Source organism: Geobacillus jurassicus NBRC 107829 (assembly GCF_001544315.1).
GTDB classification, from domain to species: domain Bacteria; phylum Bacillota; class Bacilli; order Bacillales; family Anoxybacillaceae; genus Geobacillus; species Geobacillus jurassicus.
The window spans coordinates 28,498-46,717 of record NZ_BCQG01000011.1 but is presented as its reverse complement, the minus strand read 5'-3'; the positions used below and the strand labels follow the sequence as shown (position 1 = coordinate 46,717).

Here is an 18,220-nt window from a genome sequence, read left to right as displayed (position 1 = left end):
AAAATATGGCTCAACAATGGGATTCTCAAATTGAGAAACCCCATAAAGGCTGTCTTTCTCTTCACTCGAGAACTGTCGATTAGGAGAAATGACTGTTTTTTCACCAGCCTCCAAGACGGCCGGGCGGACAGGCCTTCTTCATTTATTTTCCGCTTGCTGCCTTTGTTTCTCGCGCTTTGTAGTCGTACGCCCAAAAATCGGCCCCTTCAATGCCGAGCTTCATCGGGTCAAACACCGGATCTTTCCCCTCTTTTTTCTGCTGTTCATAGTCTTTCAACACCTTGAGCGCCGGTTTGGCCAACAGCAAAATCGCGATCAAGTTCAGCCACGCCATGCTGCCGACGCCGATGTCGCCGAGCATCCAAGCGAGTTCAGCCGTTTTTACTGAACCGTAAAAGACAACGCCTAACATGACGATTTTCAACGCAAACTGGAACGCTCGGACGTTTTTCCATTTCAGCAGCCGTCCTAAGTACGCGATGTTCGTCTCCGCCATATAGTAGTAGGCCATAATGGTTGTAAATGCAAAGAAGAACAAAGCAACTGCGACAAACGGCGCGCCGAGATCAGGGAAAACAGTTTCCACCGCTTTTTGCGTATAAATCGGGCCAGGCGCGACATCGCCAAGCGTTTGCACGATCGGCGCCTTTCCCTCCGGCGTCACGTTGTACATGCCTGTCATTAAAATCATAAAGGCCGTCGCCGAGCAGACAAACCATGTGTCAATATAAACCGAAAACGCCTGAACGAGGCCTTGCTTCGCTGGGTGCGACACTTCGGCCGCAGCCGCTGCATGCGGCGCCGTCCCTTGTCCCGCCTCGTTCGAGTAAATGCCGCGCTTGACCCCCCACGAGATGGCCGCCCCTAAAATGCCGCCGAACGCGGCATCGGCGCCAAACGCGCTGCGGAAAATAAGACCGAGCACTTCCGGCAGTTTCTCAATATTCACCACAACGATAATGACTGCCATTAAAATATAGCCGATGGCCATAAACGGCACGATGAATTCCGCTGCCCGGGCGATGCGCTTTACACCGCCTAAAATGATGATGCCTAGCAAAACGACAATCCCGATCCCTGTTATCGCCGGATGAATAGAAAAGGCGTTTTTCATCCCCTCAGCAATACTGTTGGCCTGAACGCCCGGAAGAAGGACGCCGGTCGCCAGTACAGTGACAACTGCAAACAGCACAGCATACCATTTCCATTTCAGACCTTTTTCAATATAGTAAGCGGGACCACCGCGAAACTGACCGTCTTGTTTCGTCTTGTACACCTGAGCCAACGCCGCTTCAACGAACGCCGAACCGGCTCCGACGAAGGCAATGAGCCACATCCAAAACACCGCACCTGGACCACCGTAGGCGATCGCCGTAGCCACCCCAGCGATGTTCCCCGTGCCGACCCGGCCGGAGAGCGCCAATGAAAGCGCCTGGAATGACGAAATTCCTTCGTCTGAACTTTTGCCGCGGAACATTTGTCTGATCATCTCTGCAAAATGCCGAAGCTGCAAAAAACGGGTTGATAGCGAAAAAAACAAGCCAACGACAATGCAAAGGATGATCAACGCCGGGCTCCAAACAAGATTACTGACCGTCTCCACCCATTTCTCCATCCATTCATCCCCTTTCTTTATCTATAATACAAATTTTATTATAAAATATTTCTATTTTTCTGTCATTATGCTTGTAAAAAAATCTTCCCCGCTTAGGAGGAAGATGTCCCTTTCATTTGACCGAGACGATACACAGAGGCAATATGCCGCGCCGTTTGTGTCACATAATGTTCCGCCTGCTCCAACGCTTTTTCCAGTGACACAACGCCTGGAACGATCGTAAACAGCGCGTCGATGCCATGATCCAACACGACGGCGCTGTCGTCGCCCAACGACCCGGCGATGCCGATGACCGGGACGCCGAACCGTTTCGCCGTCTTGGCGACGCCGATCGGCGTTTTGCCGAACACCGTCTGTCCATCGATCCGCCCTTCGCCAGTGATGACCAAGTCAGCGTCTTTGACGCGCTCCGCGAGCTGAACCGTCTCGATCACAATCTCCACGCCGCGCTTCAGCTCGGCCGGGAGAAACGCGAGCAGCCCTGCCCCCAAACCGCCGGCCGCGCCAGCGCCGGGAATGTCGCCGACTTGTTTGCCGAGCTCGCGGCGGATGACATCAGCGTAATGCGCTAAATTCTGGTCGAGGACCGCGACCATGTCCGGCGTCGCTCCCTTTTGCGGACCGAAAATGGCGGACGCTCCGTTCGGCCCGGTGAGCGGGTTGTCGACGTCGCACGCCACGTCAATGCGGACTCCCCCAAGACGCGGGTCGAGACCGGAAAGGTCAATCGCATGCAAATCGGCCAGCGCGCCGCCGCCCGGACCGATGTCGCGGCCGTCTTCGTCCAAAAGCCGCCCCCCAAGCGCCTGCACCATGCCGGCCCCACCGTCGTTCGTCGCACTGCCGCCGATGCCGATGATGAGGTGGGTGGCGCCGGCATCCAGCGCTGCAAGGATCAACTCCCCTGTCCCTCGCGTCGTCGTCACCAACGGGTTGCGCCGGTCGCGCGGGACAAGGTGCAATCCCGAGGCGGCGGCCATTTCAATCACCGCCGTCTTCCCATCGCCAAGCAAGCCGAAAAACGCCCGCACTGGCTCGCCGAGCGGCCCGGTCACTTCCGTTTCGACGATGCGGCCGCCGGTCGCGTCAACAAGCGACCGCACCGTTCCTTCCCCGCCGTCAGCCATCGGCACTTTGATGTATTCTGCATCCGGAAACACCGCCCGAAATCCACGCTCGACCGCCTCGGCGACTTCAAGCGCAGAAAGGCTTTCTTTAAACGAATCAGGGGCAATGACGATTTTCATCCTTTTTTCCCTCCTCTACATTCTGAAACGGGACAAAACATGCCAAAAAACCATATGGAAACGACCGCCAATACAGAACCGTTGGGCGACCCATACGGCAAAGCCTTGAGCCGTTCCTTCGTCCCCATCCAAACACTTGTATACAGCAAATGGTCGGGAACGGTCGCCCCGGCGTAAACTATGGCAGCATCCTCCACTATAATGTTGTTCGCCAACCGAAGCGCTGCTTCCTTTGTGCGCAAACAAGCCGGCCAACATACTATGCAACGAACAAGCCATGGCTGCCCGAACGACCCTAGCCGTCATGAGCGGGAAAAGAGAAGCGCCAAACACCTCGGCCGCCGCAATCGCATTCGGATTCGGCGATACGATATTTCCGGCCTTTCCGTCGCCGACAACGCCGCAATCGCGCTAGCTGTACTGGAAGAACCACCCATGCTTTATCTGCTTCCCTTTTCATTCAGCGAAACAAGCACGATCCAGCTGTATTGTTCACTAAAGAATCGGCATCGATTTGAGCCAGCTTTTACTCAATATGTGTCAAATTTTGTGGAAAAAAGGCGAAAAACAACGCCATTTCGTCTATTTTCACAATTGTGTATATAGTACTATAATAGATTTAACCATATGTTCGTTTGTTCCAATTGGGAACATATTGATTCTATAAAAAAAATGGCGGTTTCCAAATTCACCATCCGCCATCGCCTGCTATAACCCGTATTTTTGCTGAAAGCCACTGGCATGTGAGTGGCCATCCTCTTTTTTGGCATCACTTCGCCAGCGCCGAAGTTGTCAGAGGTCAGATTTATAGGAGAGAGAGCCGAGATGTTACTCCGAGCGCGACCGATCATTTTTGCTGTTTTTTCCGCGTCCATTGCTGTTGTTTTTGTGTCAGAACCGCCTTCCTTCGATCGCACCTATGTCATCGCTTTGCTGTTTTATTGGCTGTTTTCCAGCTTGTATTCACACTTGCGCGTCGTCGACAAAACGAAAAACAATATTCCAGTGGATTACGGCATTAACTATAGCTTATCGTTCGCCTTATTTGCCGGCCCGCTCGGGCTGTTTATCTTTGAAACATTGTTTCGCTTGACTGAACATATGGCAAAAAAATATTTGAAAACAGCGGAACCGGATGAATGGCTGCACACATTGTATAATATCGGTTCTTTTGTGACGTTCAACTCGCTGGCATTTGCCTTATACGATCTCCTTCGTCCGCTGTTTCAGCCTGTTCCGTTCATCGGCTTTTGGCTGCTTCTATTCCTGCTCGTCGTCATCGTTTCATTTTTGACCGACTGCTGCCTCATCGTCATTTTTTATATAACCGGCGACATTCAGACGCAGCGCGAGGCGTTGGATTTCATTAAGACGAGAAGCTGGACTGACATGGGAAAAACAGCGCTGACGAACGGCCTGTTATTTCTCTTTTTGCAAGAACAGCGGTGGGATATGCTTTTGAGCCTATTTTTGCTCAATTACTTCGTCAGCCGCTCGTTCTTTTCCAAGTCGCAAAGCATCCAGCATAAGCTAGAGCGCGATCAATTTGAAAAAATGGCCTACACCGACTTTCTGACCGGTGTCCATAACCGCGCCTATATGGATCAAACGATCGCCAAGTTAAACGGATCCGGCGAATGGATCGGCGTGGTCGTCGCCGATATCGACAATTTCAAAACGATCAACGACACGTACAACCATGCCGTCGGTGACGAAGTGATCCGCCATTTTGCCTCAACATTGAAACAGTTTCTCAAAGAGGGCGATTTTTTGTTCCGCAGCGGCGGCGAAGAATTTACGATGTTTTTGCGCCATCGCACGTTTGAAGAGAGCGTCCGACTTGTCGAGGAGATTCGGGAAGCGGTGCGCCGCAGCACCGTGTTGATCGATTATATGGCGGCGAAACGTCCCATTGCCTATACATCGTCGTTCGGTCTTTACTTTTGTCAAGCAGAAGGAACAATGTCAATTGAAAAAGCGTATATTTATGCCGACCATTTATTGCTCCGTTCGAAAGAAAGCGGCAAAAATAAAGTATCAGCCCAATGCGGGGGAGTTGCGTGAGGAGGTGGCCCCTTTTCCCTCCCGGTTGATTCCAAGCCCGTATGAAAAAGTGCCGCCTCTACAATGGCACAGAGATCGCATAACCGCAAGCAGGCAGCGGGAAATTCGTTGACGCCGAAGCTAGCTGGTAAAGGCGTTCTCGGATTTGTCGTTGATCGACCTTTATTTATGATACGGTTCGCCGCGGTTAATCCGAAATGCGCGATAAATTTGCTCGAGCAAAATAAGGCGCATCAGCTGGTGTGGAAACGTCATTTTCGAAAACGACAGCGTCTCATCGGCGCGCGCCATCACCTGTTTGCTTAAGCCAAGCGAGCCGCCGATGACGAACGCTACTTTGCTTTTGCCGTAGGTGGCGAGCTCATCGAGACGGGCGGCAAATTGCTCGGACGATTTCATCTTCCCTTCAATCGCAAGCGCGATGACGTGGGCGTCATGCGGGATTTTCGCCAGCAGCCGTCCTCCTTCGCGCTCTTTGATTTGTTCCTCCTCAAGTTCGCTCGCCCGCTCCGGCGTTTTTTCATCAGCGACTTCGATGATGTCGATTTTGGCGTACGCGGACAGACGCTTTGTATATTCGTTGATCCCCGCGATCAAATACTTTTCCTTCAACTTGCCCACAGCAACAATCAAAATATGCACAAACAACCCCTGCCTTATAAACAGCTTATCAACAGAATTTATCCACATATACACAACACATATCCACATGTTGTGAAAAAACTGTTATCCCCCTACGACATATACAGCTTGTTTCGAACAAAAATGGCACTGTTTTTCGCTGTTGTCCACAGGCAGAAGATCCGGCGCCTGTTCCGTTTCATCTATATATTGATCAATGGCGATGTCGACATGTTCTTCACATGTGAATATCATCATTCTCGCCCCTTTCCTTGTGGAAAAAAGAAGGAGCGTTTCCGCTCCCTCCGTCCGTTTTCGTTTAATACGACTCGCGCGCCAGCTTCATCGTGACCGTACGTTTTTTCCCATCACGATAAAACGTGACTTTCATCTGATCTCCGATTGATTTTTTCGTGTACAAATACTTCCGCAAATCAAGCACGTTGCGGATTTTTTCGCCGTCAAGCGCGACGATGACATCAAATTGCTTTAAGCCCGCCTGTGCAGCTGGTGACATCGGTACGACTTGAATGACCGCCGCTCCTTCCGTTACGTTCGGCGGCAAATGGAGCGTCGCCTGCAAATGGTACGATGGGATATCGCTCAGCGAGCGAAGTTCAACGCCCATATACGGACGGCGCACTTGTCCGTATTTTTCCAAGTCCGAAATGATCGGAATGGCCGTGTTGATCGGAATAGCGAACCCGATGCCTTCAACCGCCTCTTGGGCGATTTTCATCGAGTTGATGCCGATGACTTGCCCTTTGATATTGACAAGAGCGCCGCCGCTGTTGCCCGGGTTGATCGCCGCATCTGTCTGCAATACTTCTGCGTTCCAGTCTGGAGCGCCGTCTTGGTCCAAATCGACTTCGACCGTCCGGTTCGTTCCGGAAATAATGCCTTGCGTCACTGAGCCGGCAAACTGCAAGCCGAGCGGGTTGCCGATGGCAATGACCGGCTCGCCTGGCTTCACCGTATCGGAGTTGCCGAACTGGGCGACTTTTTTCACGTGCTTCGCGTCAATTTCCAAGACGGCTAAATCCATAAGCACATCGCTGCCCAGCAGCTTCGCCGGCACTCTCGTCCCATCTTTGAGGCTCACTTCGAGCTGACTGGCGTTTTCAACAACATGATGGTTCGTGACGATAAACGCCCGGCCTCCCGCTTTCTTGTAAATGACGCCCGATCCGACGCCAGCCTCGCCTCCTTGCGACCAGAAGCTGGCTTCTTGAATGTTGACAACGCCGACAACCGCATCCGACACTTGGTCGATCGCCTTTGTCACCGCCGTCGTCACATCAACGGAAACACTCTGCCGAATCGGTGGAGTTCCATTTTCCTCTGTTTTTGGCTCTTCCTCTGCTCTTTGATTCGGCACAACATCATACGGGAGGATATCCCAACGGGAAAGCGCCGGAATGGACATAAGGACGAGCAGCCCTCCTAACACGGCGCCGACAAGCGCGGAAACAAACGATCCGCTGCGCCGCTTCCTCCTCGTTTGTTCGTACGGCTCATAATGGTCGTCGTAGTATCCCATGCTCACCATCCTTTCCACATTCGTCTCCATCCCTCATTATAATCATGAACAGGAGAAAAAATCCAACAAATGCGTTTCCCACAGTTTCGGCAAAACGGGCTTTATACATACGCCAGCGCCGTCGCCCGACGCGGGTCGGTATCATACAAATGAAAGCGGGCGCCGACCGCTAAGCCTTTCTGTTCCAACACTTGCGTCACGGTCATGCGCGCCAGCTCTTTCATATTGTTATCTTGGCTCAAATGGGCCAAATAAATTTGCTTTGTCCGGTCGCCGATCACGTCAGCAAGCGCCAAACCCGCTTCCTCATTCGAAATATGGCCGACATCGCTTAAAATGCGGCGCTTGACGTTCCATGGGTACTTCCCCATCCGCAGCATGCCAACGTCGTGATTGCTTTCAAACACGAACACATCCGCATTTTCAATCGTCTTTTTTATCCGCTCGCTCACATAGCCGGTATCGGTGAGCAACGCAAGCCTTTTCCCCCCGCAGTGGAAAACGTAAAACATCGGCTCGGCGGCGTCATGGGAGACGCCGAACGATTCGACGTCGATGTCGCCGAACGTCCTTACCGCGCCGAGCGGAAAGACAAACTTTTGCTCGGCCGGAATGTCGCCGACTGCTTGTTCCATCGCCCGCCACGTTTTTTCATTCGCATACACCGGCAGCCGATATTTGCGGGCGAGGACGCCAAGCCCTTTAATATGGTCGCTATGTTCATGGGTGACAAGCAGCGCATCAAGCTGTCCCGGATGGCGGCCGATCTCAGCAAACAACTCCTCAAGCTGCTTGCCGCTCAAACCGGCGTCAACAAGCAGGCGCTGGCGGTCTGTCTCAATGTAAAAGGCGTTGCCGGTGCTGCCGCTGGCCAGCACACTAAATCGCATCGTCATGTTCTTTCACTCCAGCACATTTCCTTGATCATTGATCACTTGCCCTTCAAACGCATTGACGAAATAGTCTTCCTTCCGATTGACAACGATATGCCAAGTTGGAGTCAACACTTGGGATGCAGTAAATTGAACAAGCCCGTAATAGCCAAGCTCCACTTTCGTGACGCGGTCGCCCGGCTGCAAATGCCCTTTTCGGTACAACGTCTCAATGGCTTTAATCGCCGGGACGATATCTTGCTTCCGCTCGTACTTTTCCAAGTCGCTGAGCATCGTCTGTTCATACGACAGCGCTTCCCGTCTCCCGTTGACATGGATGACGAGCTTGCTGTTTTCATTGCCGTAAATCATCTTGCCGTCATACACTTGGTAGCAGGTCAAGATTCCTTGTTTTTCATCAAACGACCAAAAGGCATATTGCCCGCCGCCGATGATGTAGCGCTGCAAAAACTCACGCAACTGGTATGGATCGTCAATCGGCAGCGCAACCGGATCGATGAACGTCCCTTTGACTTTCGTTTCTCCTTCGATTTTCACTTTTTGCCCGGGCAGCTTTTTTACATCCGCCATGGTGAATGAGCGGCTTTTGCCGCTGACATACGCCGCTTTCGTCACTTCCTTCGGCAGCTCGACGTACGTAATGCCGTTCGCCTCAAGCTGCTCTTCAATCGTCGTTTCCAAAATGACATCGAGCTGGCTGCTGTTTCGTTTTTCCATAAACTGATAGCCTAAAAAGCAGTCGAGGATGAGGAACACGATAATAAAAATCGTCTTCGTTTTACTCCAGTCCATTTGTTCCCCCTCCTCCCGCCTCATCGCCCATGTTCACCTTTTTCCACGTTTGTCCGTACAAGTAGAACCATGCCGGTTCAAGGCGGATGACTTTTGCCCGCTCCGGATCTTTGATGAGCTCATAGCCGATGGCGATATCTTTGATGAGCGATTTGCGAACGCCTTTCGTCTGTTCGAACCAGTTGACGATCTCATGGCCGGACGGCAGCGTTTTTGGTGTGCGGTTGCGATCCGCGATTTCAAGGCGGAAGAGCGGGCGCTGGTATTTCATCAAATCGGACGCTCCCCACGTCTCCACGATTTCTGACATGCCGTACTCATTAAAGACTGGATAGCCGTTGACGACAAGCCGGAACGTGACTTTTCGATCCTCCTCGCTCCAGCGGGCGAAATGGTACAGATCCGTCCAACCGCCATGCTCATTGACGAAATCAATGCTTTTTTGGATGATATGGGTTTCTTGCTCCGTTTGTCCCATATTCGAGACGCGCGCCGCTGGATTCACATACAGCAGCATCCGTTGAAGAAAATCGACGTCCATCAGCCGCGAACCGTCTGTATATTCTTCGCCAAACGGAATCAAATCTTTTTTGACAAAGCTCGGATCGCTAAAAAGCGCTTCTTTAAACTTGTCTGCGTCCAGCTCGTCGGTATAATATTGCAGACTGCTGAGCACCACTTCTTTTTCCGGCAAATACAACTGCTTCGTTTCGCTGACCGGATAAGCGAAATAACGCGGAAAATGGCTCGCTTCTTTCGCCAGACGGCTGATCGCCGACAAGGAGGCATCGCTGGCGATAGCCTTATAAATTTTGCGCTTGTCGGTCGCGATGAAATAGATGGGGAACTCGTCCTTTCCACCGAGCGGGACGAGCAGGCGGTCAAACGCCAATCCGTCGAGCCCTCTGTCATCGATCGTGAAAATCAATCGGTATATGTCGATCGGCACCTCATCGGGGTAAATGATCTCGAGCCGCTCTTTGCCATTTAAAAACGATAAAAACTTCCCTTGTGGAACAGAAGACGAGACATCTTCGAAATCGTCAAGCGTCCATTTTTTCATTTCTTTCAGCACTTCATTTTTCTCGTCGTCTTTCGTCACAGCATAGGGGACGCCGTTTTTATGAATGAGAATCTGCTTTGGCTGCACGACCATCGCTGTATCCACTTGCGTATTGCTCACCGAGACGTGTTGAATGTATTCGTCGTTTTGCAGCACGTCGTATTTCGGATGATATGTCCATAAGGCAAACGTTAAGGTAATGCTGATGAGCACAAGCAACGTCAACACGATGGTTTTGATCGTTTCATACATCGCACCAGTCATCCTTTTGCTCGCGTTCTAGCGGCAGCGTAAAATAAATCGTCGTTCCTTTATGCTCCTTGCTTTCTGCCCAAATCGTCCCGCCATGGGCAACGACGACTTCTTTGGCAATGGCCAGCCCAAGCCCCGTACCGCCCAATTTGCGCGATCGCGCCTTGTCGACCCGGTAAAACCGTTCGAAAATTTTTGCCAAGTCGGCTTTCGGAATGCCGACTCCTTCGTCGCTGACGCTGACAATAATTTCATCAGCAAGTTTGCGGACGCGAAATGTAATCGTCCCGCCTTGCGGAGAGTATTTCAAAGCGTTCGAAATAATGTTGTCTAACACTTGCGTAATTTTATCTTCATCAACTTCAATAAAAATCGCCTCGCGCGGAATTTTGCGAACGAACCGGATGTTGTCGCTTTTCGTCAACTCAAATCGGTCAATGACTTTATGGAAATAGGCTGAAAAATTGATCCACGTTTTCTTCAGCTTGTAGTCTTTGCTGTCGAGCTTGGACAGATGGAGCAAGTCGTTGACGAGCCGAATCATCCGTTCCGTTTCATTTTGCACGACTTGAATGAACCTCGGCGCGATGTCTTTATCTTGCCAAGCGCCGTCAGCGAGCGCTTCTAAGTAGCTTTTCATCGTGGTGAGCGGCGTGCGCAATTCATGCGACACATTGGCGACAAACTGCCGCCGCTCGCGGTCGATTTTTTCCTGTTCGGTAATGTCGTCCAAAACGACGATCAACCCGTTGACAAATCCGCCCTCTTTTTGAATCACCGACAACGACGCGCGCAAAATATACAGTTCCTCATCCGTGCTGAAATCTAAAATGAGCGAATCGCGCTCCTCAAGCAGCGTTTCAAACGTATACTGGTCGGCAATGCCAAGCACGTCGACGATCGAACTCGACAGCACTGTTTCACGTGAAACATTCAAAATGTTTAACGCCGCATCGTTAATGAGAATGACGCGCCCGCGGCGGTCGGTCGCAATGACGCCATCGGTCATATGCGTCAACACCGACTCGAGCTTGCGCCGCTCTCCCTCCGTCGTCGCCTGCGCTTCCTGCAATTTTTTCGTCAAATTGTTGAACGTCATCGCCAATTGGCCGATCTCATCATAGCCATACACTTTCACCTTGCGGGAGAAATCTCCCCTCGTCATCGCCAGCGCTTGCCGGCGCATATCGGAAATCGGCCGGGTGATCGTGCGCGACAAAAAAATGCCGAGCACGGCGGTAATGGCGAGAGCAATCCCCGTCCCGGTCGCCAAAATCATATTGATTTGCCGCATTTGCGAAAAGACGTTTTCCATCGAGGCGATGACATAAATGACACCTTTGATTTCGCCGCTCGTTTTGATCGGGGTCGACGAAATGTACATGCGATGGCCCGTTTTCGAATCGAGCATCATCCGGTCGACGATTTCGCCGGTGACGAGGGAACGTTTTACATAAATCTCGGTCGTCCGCTTTCCGACGATGTTTTGCATATACGGATTGGATGTCGCCAGCACTTTCCCTTTCTCATCGATGACGCGCACTTCGGAAATGTCTTGGGAAACGAAATCATGAAGAAGCGAACGGATGTCTTCTTCCAATGTCGGGCTTTTTTCATCGCGTTCCCGATTCATCGCCTGCTCGACGTTATAGGCGAGCAAGGTCACCCGTTCGTTTAATGAGTTTTTAAAGTTCTGCACAAGCTCCGTTTCCAGCTTGCGAACGAAGTACACGCCGATGATTTGCATGGCGACGAGAATCAGTAATACATAAATGATGACAAACTTAAAATGAATCGAACGGAATGGGCCTACTTTTTTCATGCTGGCTCATGACTCCTGTTCCGGATTGCGCAAGTAATAGCCGACGCCCCGTCTTGTGACGATCCAATTCGGGTGGGAAGGGTTGTCCTCAATTTTTTCACGCAGACGTCTTACCGTCACGTCGACGGTGCGCACATCGCCATAGTAATCGTAGCCCCAGACGGTTTGCAGCAAATGCTCGCGCGTCATCACTTGGCCGATATGCTTCGCCAAGTAATGAAGCAGTTCAAATTCGCGATGGGTCAGTTCAATTGTTTCCCCCCTCTTTTGCACGGCATACGCATCTGGACGGATGACAAGCGGGCCAATGACAATTTCATTTGTTTCGCTTTCTCCTTCTTCTTGGTTGGCCGTTTGCGCATGGCGGCGCAAGTTTGCCTTCACCCGCGCCAGGAGCTCGCGCGTGCTGAACGGCTTTGTCACATAATCGTCCGCACCAAGCTCCAACCCAAGCACTTTATCAATCTCAGAATCTTTCGCCGTCAGCATAATGATCGGCATATCATATTTTTTCCGCACTTCGCGGCATACTTCCATGCCGTCTTTTAACGGCAGCATAATATCCAATAAAATCAAGTCCGGCATCGTTTCTTCGACTTTTTGCAGCGCTTCTTCGCCGTCGTAGGCGCAAATGACCTCATATCCTTCTTTTTGCAAATTAAATTGCAAAATATCGGCAATCGGTTTTTCATCATCAACGACTAAAATGCGTTTTTCCATCTCGCTCACATCCTTCCTTTTGCGATGGAATTCTATCATTACTAATTTACCATGTTATGAACATGAAATCATCCTTTGCCGATTGCCATTTTGAGGAGCCTATCAAAGAAAAAAGCATAGACGCGCGCGCATCTATGCCTGTAGTTTGCTTTGTTTATACGCCGCCTGCCACCGTCCACTATCGCCGCTTACGCGTAGACGCTGCGGACGACGTTCGTTTGTGAACGATCAGGACCGACGGAGAAAATGGAAAGCGGGATGCCGGTGAGTTGGGAAATGCGCTCGACGTAATGGCGGGCGTTCGCCGGCAGCTCATCAAGGCTTTTCACCCCGGTGATGTCCTCCGTCCAGCCAGGAAGTTCTTCATAGATCGGCTCGCATTCGGCCAACACTTTCAAGCTGGCTGGAAATTCTTCAAGCACCTGGCCGCGGTAGCGGTAGGCGACGCAAATTTTCAACGTTTCAATGCCGGTCAACACGTCGATCGAGTTGAGCGACAAGTCCGTAATGCCGCTCACCCGGCGGGCATGGCGGACGACGACGCTGTCAAACCAGCCGACGCGGCGCGGGCGGCCGGTCGTCGTTCCGTACTCGCGCCCGACTTCGCGGATGCGGTCGCCGATTTCATCGTGCAGCTCCGTCGGGAACGGTCCATCGCCGACGCGCGTCGTATAGGCTTTCGCCACCCCGACGACATGTTTGATTTTTGTTGGGCCCACACCGGCGCCAATCGTCACCCCGCCAGCGACCGGGTTCGACGATGTGACAAACGGATACGTCCCTTGGTCGATATCGAGCATAACGCCTTGCGCTCCTTCAAACAAGACGCGGCGTCCTTCATCGAGCGCGTTGTTCAACACGACCGATGTATCGCAGACGTATTTGGCGATTTGCTGGCCGTATTCGTAATATTCCTCAAAAATGTCTTCCAACCGGAAGCCTTCGACTCCGTACACTTTTTCAAGCAGCGTGTTTTTCTCCTTCAAGTTGCGCTCCAGCTTTTCCGCAAACACGTCGCGGTCGAGCAAATCAACAATGCGGATGCCGATGCGCGCCGCTTTGTCCATGTACGCCGGCCCGATCCCTTTTTTTGTCGTGCCGATTTTGTTTGCTCCTTTCCGCTCTTCCTCGAGCTCGTCCAATTTCAAATGATACGGCAAAATGACATGGGCGCGGTTGCTGATGCGCAAATTGTCGGTGGAAATGCCGCGTTCGTGCAAATACGAAAGCTCTGCAACGAGCGCCTTCGGGTCGACGACCATCCCATTGCCGATGACGCAAATTTTATCTTTATAAAAAATGCCCGATGGGATCAAGTGCAGCTTATACTTTTCCCCGTTGAACACGATCGTATGCCCAGCGTTGTTTCCCCCTTGATATCGGGCAATCACTTCCGCATTTTCCGATAAAAAGTCGGTAATTTTTCCTTTCCCTTCATCGCCCCATTGCGTGCCGACAACAACGACTGACGACATGGCGAGCACCTCCAGTTTCCTCGGTCTAAACATTGTCAGTGTACCAGTTTTCGGCCATAAAGTCAATGAAACACGAACATTAAAAGGGGAATAACGTTTTTTATTCGTGTATTAGTAAACGAGAGAGCCCCTACTTCCATGCTGCAGTGCAAGTGAAGAAATGTTCAAACGGCCGAAGCAGATAACAAAGGCGCCCGCCGTCGACACCTTACGCCCCTGGCGGAATTTGCGCCTCATCGAAGCGGCGCTCTAAGTTGACGAATTTATTGTACTCTTTAATAAAGGCGAGCTGCACCGTCCCGACCGGGCCGTTCCGCTGTTTGGCGATGATGATCTCAATGATGTTTTTGTTCTCAGAATCTTTGTTGTAGTAATCGTCGCGGTACAAAAAGGCGACGATATCGGCGTCCTGCTCAATGCTCCCCGACTCGCGGAGGTCGGACATCATCGGCCGCTTGTCTTGGCGCTGCTCGACGCTGCGCGACAGCTGCGACAAAGCGATGACCGGCACTTCGAGCTCCCGGGCGAGCGCCTTTAGCGAACGGGAAATTTCTGACACTTCCTGCTGGCGGTTTTCCCGGTTGCGCCCGCTTCCTTGAATGAGTTGCAAATAATCGATCACCACCATGCCGAGACCGCTTTCCTGTTTCAAGCGGCGGCATTTGGCGCGAATATCGCTGACGCGGATGCTCGGCGTGTCGTCAATATAGATGCCGGCGTTGGACAAACTGCCCATCGCCATCGTCAGCTTGCCCCAATCTTCCGGCGTCAGCCTGCCGGTGCGCAAGTTTTGCGCGTTGATGTTGCCTTCAGCGCAAAGCATCCGCATCACAAGCTGCTGGGCGCTCATTTCCAAGCTGAAAATGGCGACATTTTCGCTCGTTTTCGTTGCCACATTTTGAGCGATGTTTAACGCGAATGCCGTCTTCCCGACCGACGGCCGGGCGGCGACGATAATCAAGTCGCTGCGCTGAAATCCGGACGTCATCCGGTCGAGTTCAGTGAATCCGGTCGGGATGCCGGTGATGTCTCCGTTCCGGTTATGGAGCATTTCAATGTTGTCATACGTCTGTACGAGGACGTCTTTAATATTTTTAAAGGCGCCCGAATGTTTCCGTTGGGAAACCTCCATAATTTTCCGTTCCGCTTCATCGAGCAAAACGTCAATTTCATCTTCCCGCGTGTACCCGTCTTGAGCGATCGATGTCGCCGTGCGAATGAGGCGGCGAAGCACTGATTTTTCTTCAACAATGCGGGCGTAGTATTCGACGTTGGCCGCTGTCGGCACAGAATCGGCGAGCTCGCTTAAGTAGGAGACGCCGCCGACTTCCTCAAGCTGCTCCAAAGCGGCCAGTTCCGCCGTCACCGTCACTAAATCGACCGGCTCGCCCTTATCGGCGACACGAAGCATGGCGTGGAAAATTTTTTGATGGGCCGCGCGGTAAAAGTCTTCGGGAATTAATCGTTCCGAGGCTAGCGTCAGCGCAGTGGGATCCAAAAACACGGCGCCAAGCACGGCCTGCTCGGCTTCAATGCTTTGCGGAGGAATTCGTTCTGAAAAAAGTTCGCTCATCGTCTCACCGCCTTTTCCCCCGTTTCGTTTCCGTCGATAATGCCCCCGCCGCAGTGGGCGGGGGCATCATGGCTCACCGTTATTTTTGTTCCTTGACGTGCACTTTTAATGTCGCCGTCACTTCCGGATGGAGCTTCACCGGCACGTTCGTATATCCGAGGGAGCGAATGGCATCAGCAAGCTCGATTTTCCGCTTGTCCAGCTTCAGGCCGTGCTGGGCGTGAAGCGCCTCAGCGATTTGCTTGCTCGTGATCGAGCCAAACAAACGGCCGCCCTCGCCCGCTTTCGCCGGAATTTCCACCGTCAGCTTTTCGAGCTCTTCTTTCAATTTTTTTGCATTGGCTAGCTCTTCCGCCGCTTGGCGCTGCTCTTTTTGCTTTTGCGCCTCGAGCGCCTTGATGTTCGCCGGCGTCGCTTCAATGGCAAGCCCTTGTTTGAACAAAAAGTTGTTCGCGTAGCCGTCGGCGACGTCTTTGATTTCCCCTTTTTTTCCTTTTCCTTTCACATCTTTTAAAAAAATCACTTTCATGATGGCTTCCCCCCCTCGAAATAATCGTGAATGGCTTCGCGCAGCTGCCGCTCCGCCTCTTCGACCGTTACTTGAGACAGCTGGGCGGCAGCGTTCGTCAAATGTCCGCCTCCGCCAAGCCGTTCCATAATGACTTGCACGTTGACATCACCGAGCGAGCGGGCGCTGATGCCAACCGTCCCGTCGGCCCGTTTGGAAATGACAAACGAAGCGATGACGCCGCTCAAGGTGAGAAGCGTATCGGCCGTTTGCGCAATCAACACTTGGTCGTGCACTTCGTTCTCGCCCCCTTTGGCGATGGCGATGCCGCGCTCATCGATCGCCGCCCGTTCGATCAATTTCGCCCGTTTGACGTAGTTGGTGACGCTTTCCCGCAGCAATTTTTGCACGAGCACCGTATCCGCCCCTTGGGCGCGCAAGTATGACGCGGCGTCGAATGTCCGCGAACCGGTGCGAAGCGTAAAACTTTTCGTGTCGACGACGATCCCGGCAAGCAAGGCGGTCGCTTCGAGCATCGCCAGCTTCATCCGTTTCGGTTGGTACTCTAACAGCTCGGTGACAAGTTCGGATGTCGAGGAAGCATACGGCTCCATATAGACGAGAATCGGCGCCTCAATGAACTCTTCGCCGCGGCGATGGTGATCGATGACGACGATATGGTCGGTGCGATACAATAGCCGCTCTTCAATAACGAGCGACGGGCGATGCGTATCGACGACAATCAAAAGCGTATCCTCGGTGACGAGCTCGAGCGCCTGCTCCGGCTTTAGGCATCTTGACCATAATTCAGCATGTTTTTTCATTTCCTCAAGCAACCGTTGCGCCCCGGCATCGGTTTTCGCCGGATCGATGACGATAAACCCTTCCTTTTGGTTCGACTGGACGACTTTTAAAACGCCGATAGCCGCTCCCATGGCGTCCATATCGGGATATTTATGCCCCATGATGAGCACTTTGTCGCTTTCCGCGATCAGTTCGCGAAGCGCATGGGAAATGACGCGGGCGCGGACGCGCGTCCGCTTTTCCATCGGGTTCGTTTTGCCGCCGTAAAACTTCACTTTTCCATTTCCTTGCTTAATCGCGACTTGGTCGCCGCCGCGGCCCAACGCTAAATCCAAGCTTGATTGGGCGAGCGCCCCCAGCTCGGGGAGCGGGGACACGCCGGCGCCGATGCCGATGCTCAGCGTCAGCTGGGCATGATGCTTTGCCGTCTGCTCACGCACTTCGTCGAGAATGGAAAATTTGCTTTTCTCGAGCCGCCCAAGAATCTGTTCGTTCAATACGGCAATAAATCGGTCGGATGACGTTCGCTTCAAAAAAATTCCATAGTCGTTCGCCCAACGGTTCAACACAGAAGTGACGAGGCTGTTTAGTTGGCTTTTTGCCTGATCGTCCATCCCTTGCGTAATTTCATCATAATTGTCAAGAAAAATGATGGCGAGCACCAGCCGTTCCGCTTCGTACTGCCGCTTCAATTCCATATGTTCGGTGACGTCGAAAAAGTAAAGAAGCCGTTCAGGGCGGCGAATGATCACTTTCAGCTGCCTTCCGTTCAGCTCGAAAATCTCTTCATCCGTTTTTCCCCTTTTCACAAAAGCGGCCAACGGTTCGGAAAGCTCGGCGAGCGAGCGGCCGACGAGCGTCTGTTCCTTAAAGCAGGCGGCTAAAAAACGGTTCGACCACTCGATTTCCCCCTCTTCATCGATGAGCATAATGCCGATTGGCATTTGCATTAACGCTTCCTCGCCCACCTTTTTCACTCGGTGCGATAAATTGGCAATATAGTGCTCCAACTCTTTATGCAAGGAGCGTTGCGACTCAATGACATAATAAAGCACAAACCCTATGCCAAGAAGGGCGACAAGGCCGAGCAGCCATTGGAAGTAAAACAAGCCGATCGCCATCAGCACCGCCAGAGCGGCGAACGCATATAACGGGTAGCGATACGCTTTCCTTTCATAAAAATGGGACATTCAAGTCAGCTCCTACACTGAAGAAATGACTCACCTTATCC

At 52.1% G+C, this 18,220-nt stretch carries 16 protein-coding genes; 2 read left to right on the top strand and 14 right to left on the bottom strand.

Translation table 11 applies throughout. The annotated features are described in order from the left end of the window. Nucleotides 1-142: 142 nt before the first annotated feature. Together GJ1_RS04430 and GJ1_RS04425 are read right to left on the bottom strand one after the other, a co-directional pair. Entirely contained in the window at nt 143-1,615 is a 1,473-nt protein-coding gene (locus GJ1_RS04430) for an alanine/glycine:cation symporter family protein (protein WP_066229019.1), read from the bottom strand. Nucleotides 1,616-1,707: 92 nt separating this feature from the next. After that, complete coding sequence (locus GJ1_RS04425; protein ID WP_066229017.1) at nt 1,708-2,862, bottom strand: glycerate kinase; 1,155 nt, start codon at nt 2,860-2,862, stop codon at nt 1,708-1,710. 39 nt (nt 2,863-2,901) lie between these two features. Here GJ1_RS04425 and GJ1_RS18280 point away from each other — a divergent pair, with 39 nt between their 5' ends. Both GJ1_RS18280 and GJ1_RS04415 read left to right on the top strand, forming a co-directional pair. After that, nucleotides 2,902-3,039 carry a hypothetical protein gene (locus GJ1_RS18280; RefSeq protein WP_157068356.1) on the top strand — a complete coding sequence of 46 codons (138 nt, stop codon included), beginning with the start codon at nt 2,902-2,904 and terminating at the stop codon, nt 3,037-3,039. Between the two features lie 648 nt (nt 3,040-3,687). Then, on the top strand, nt 3,688-4,926 hold the full coding sequence (locus tag GJ1_RS04415) for a GGDEF domain-containing protein (RefSeq protein WP_066229012.1): 1,239 nt from the start codon (nt 3,688-3,690) through the stop codon (nt 4,924-4,926). 162 nt (nt 4,927-5,088) lie between these two features. Here GJ1_RS04415 and rlmH read toward each other — a convergent pair whose 3' ends face one another. The 12 genes from rlmH to GJ1_RS04360 form a co-directional block, all read right to left on the bottom strand. Beyond that, complete coding sequence (gene rlmH, locus GJ1_RS04410) at nt 5,089-5,568, bottom strand: 23S rRNA (pseudouridine(1915)-N(3))-methyltransferase RlmH (protein ID WP_066229009.1); 480 nt, start codon at nt 5,566-5,568, stop codon at nt 5,089-5,091. A gap of 84 nt (nt 5,569-5,652) precedes the next feature. Continuing rightward, on the bottom strand, nt 5,653-5,805 hold the full coding sequence (locus GJ1_RS17615) for a CxxH/CxxC protein (RefSeq protein WP_083509938.1): 153 nt from the start codon (nt 5,803-5,805) through the stop codon (nt 5,653-5,655). A 61-nt stretch (nt 5,806-5,866) separates the two neighbouring features. After that, a complete protein-coding gene (locus GJ1_RS04405; RefSeq protein WP_066229006.1) occupies nt 5,867-7,087 on the bottom strand; it encodes a S1C family serine protease in 1,221 nt (406 codons plus the stop codon). Between the two features lie 101 nt (nt 7,088-7,188). Further along, complete coding sequence (locus GJ1_RS04400; RefSeq protein WP_066229003.1) at nt 7,189-7,983, bottom strand: MBL fold metallo-hydrolase; 795 nt, start codon at nt 7,981-7,983, stop codon at nt 7,189-7,191. Nucleotides 7,984-7,989: 6 nt separating this feature from the next. Continuing rightward, nucleotides 7,990-8,772, bottom strand: coding sequence for a two-component system regulatory protein YycI (locus tag GJ1_RS04395; RefSeq protein WP_066229000.1), 783 nt, complete (start codon nt 8,770-8,772; stop codon nt 7,990-7,992). Then, nucleotides 8,759-10,087, bottom strand: a complete 1,329-nt coding sequence (locus tag GJ1_RS04390; RefSeq protein WP_066228997.1) for a YycH family regulatory protein — start codon at nt 10,085-10,087, stop codon at nt 8,759-8,761. The genes GJ1_RS04395 and GJ1_RS04390 overlap by 14 nt, the downstream gene beginning before the upstream one ends. Further along, nucleotides 10,080-11,909 (bottom strand): cell wall metabolism sensor histidine kinase WalK, encoded by a 1,830-nt coding sequence (walK, locus tag GJ1_RS04385; RefSeq protein ID WP_066228994.1) that lies wholly within the window; start codon nt 11,907-11,909, stop codon nt 10,080-10,082. Before walK ends, GJ1_RS04390 begins: the two co-directional genes overlap by 8 nt. Before the next feature lie 6 nt (nt 11,910-11,915). After that, complete coding sequence (yycF, locus tag GJ1_RS04380) at nt 11,916-12,629, bottom strand: response regulator YycF (RefSeq protein WP_066228989.1); 714 nt, start codon at nt 12,627-12,629, stop codon at nt 11,916-11,918. Nucleotides 12,630-12,817: 188 nt separating this feature from the next. After that, nucleotides 12,818-14,104, bottom strand: coding sequence for an adenylosuccinate synthase (locus GJ1_RS04375; RefSeq protein WP_066228986.1), 1,287 nt, complete (start codon nt 14,102-14,104; stop codon nt 12,818-12,820). Nucleotides 14,105-14,312: 208 nt separating this feature from the next. Continuing rightward, the gene (gene dnaB, locus GJ1_RS04370) at nt 14,313-15,677 is read right to left on the bottom strand and encodes a replicative DNA helicase (RefSeq protein WP_066228983.1); all 1,365 of its coding nucleotides are present in this window, start codon (nt 15,675-15,677) and stop codon (nt 14,313-14,315) included. 79 nt (nt 15,678-15,756) lie between these two features. Next, a complete protein-coding gene (rplI, locus tag GJ1_RS04365) occupies nt 15,757-16,206 on the bottom strand; it encodes a 50S ribosomal protein L9 (protein ID WP_066228981.1) in 450 nt (149 codons plus the stop codon). Next, the gene (locus tag GJ1_RS04360) at nt 16,203-18,179 is read right to left on the bottom strand and encodes a DHH family phosphoesterase (protein ID WP_066228978.1); all 1,977 of its coding nucleotides are present in this window, start codon (nt 18,177-18,179) and stop codon (nt 16,203-16,205) included. The genes rplI and GJ1_RS04360 overlap by 4 nt, the downstream gene beginning before the upstream one ends. Nucleotides 18,180-18,220: the final 41 nt, after the last annotated feature.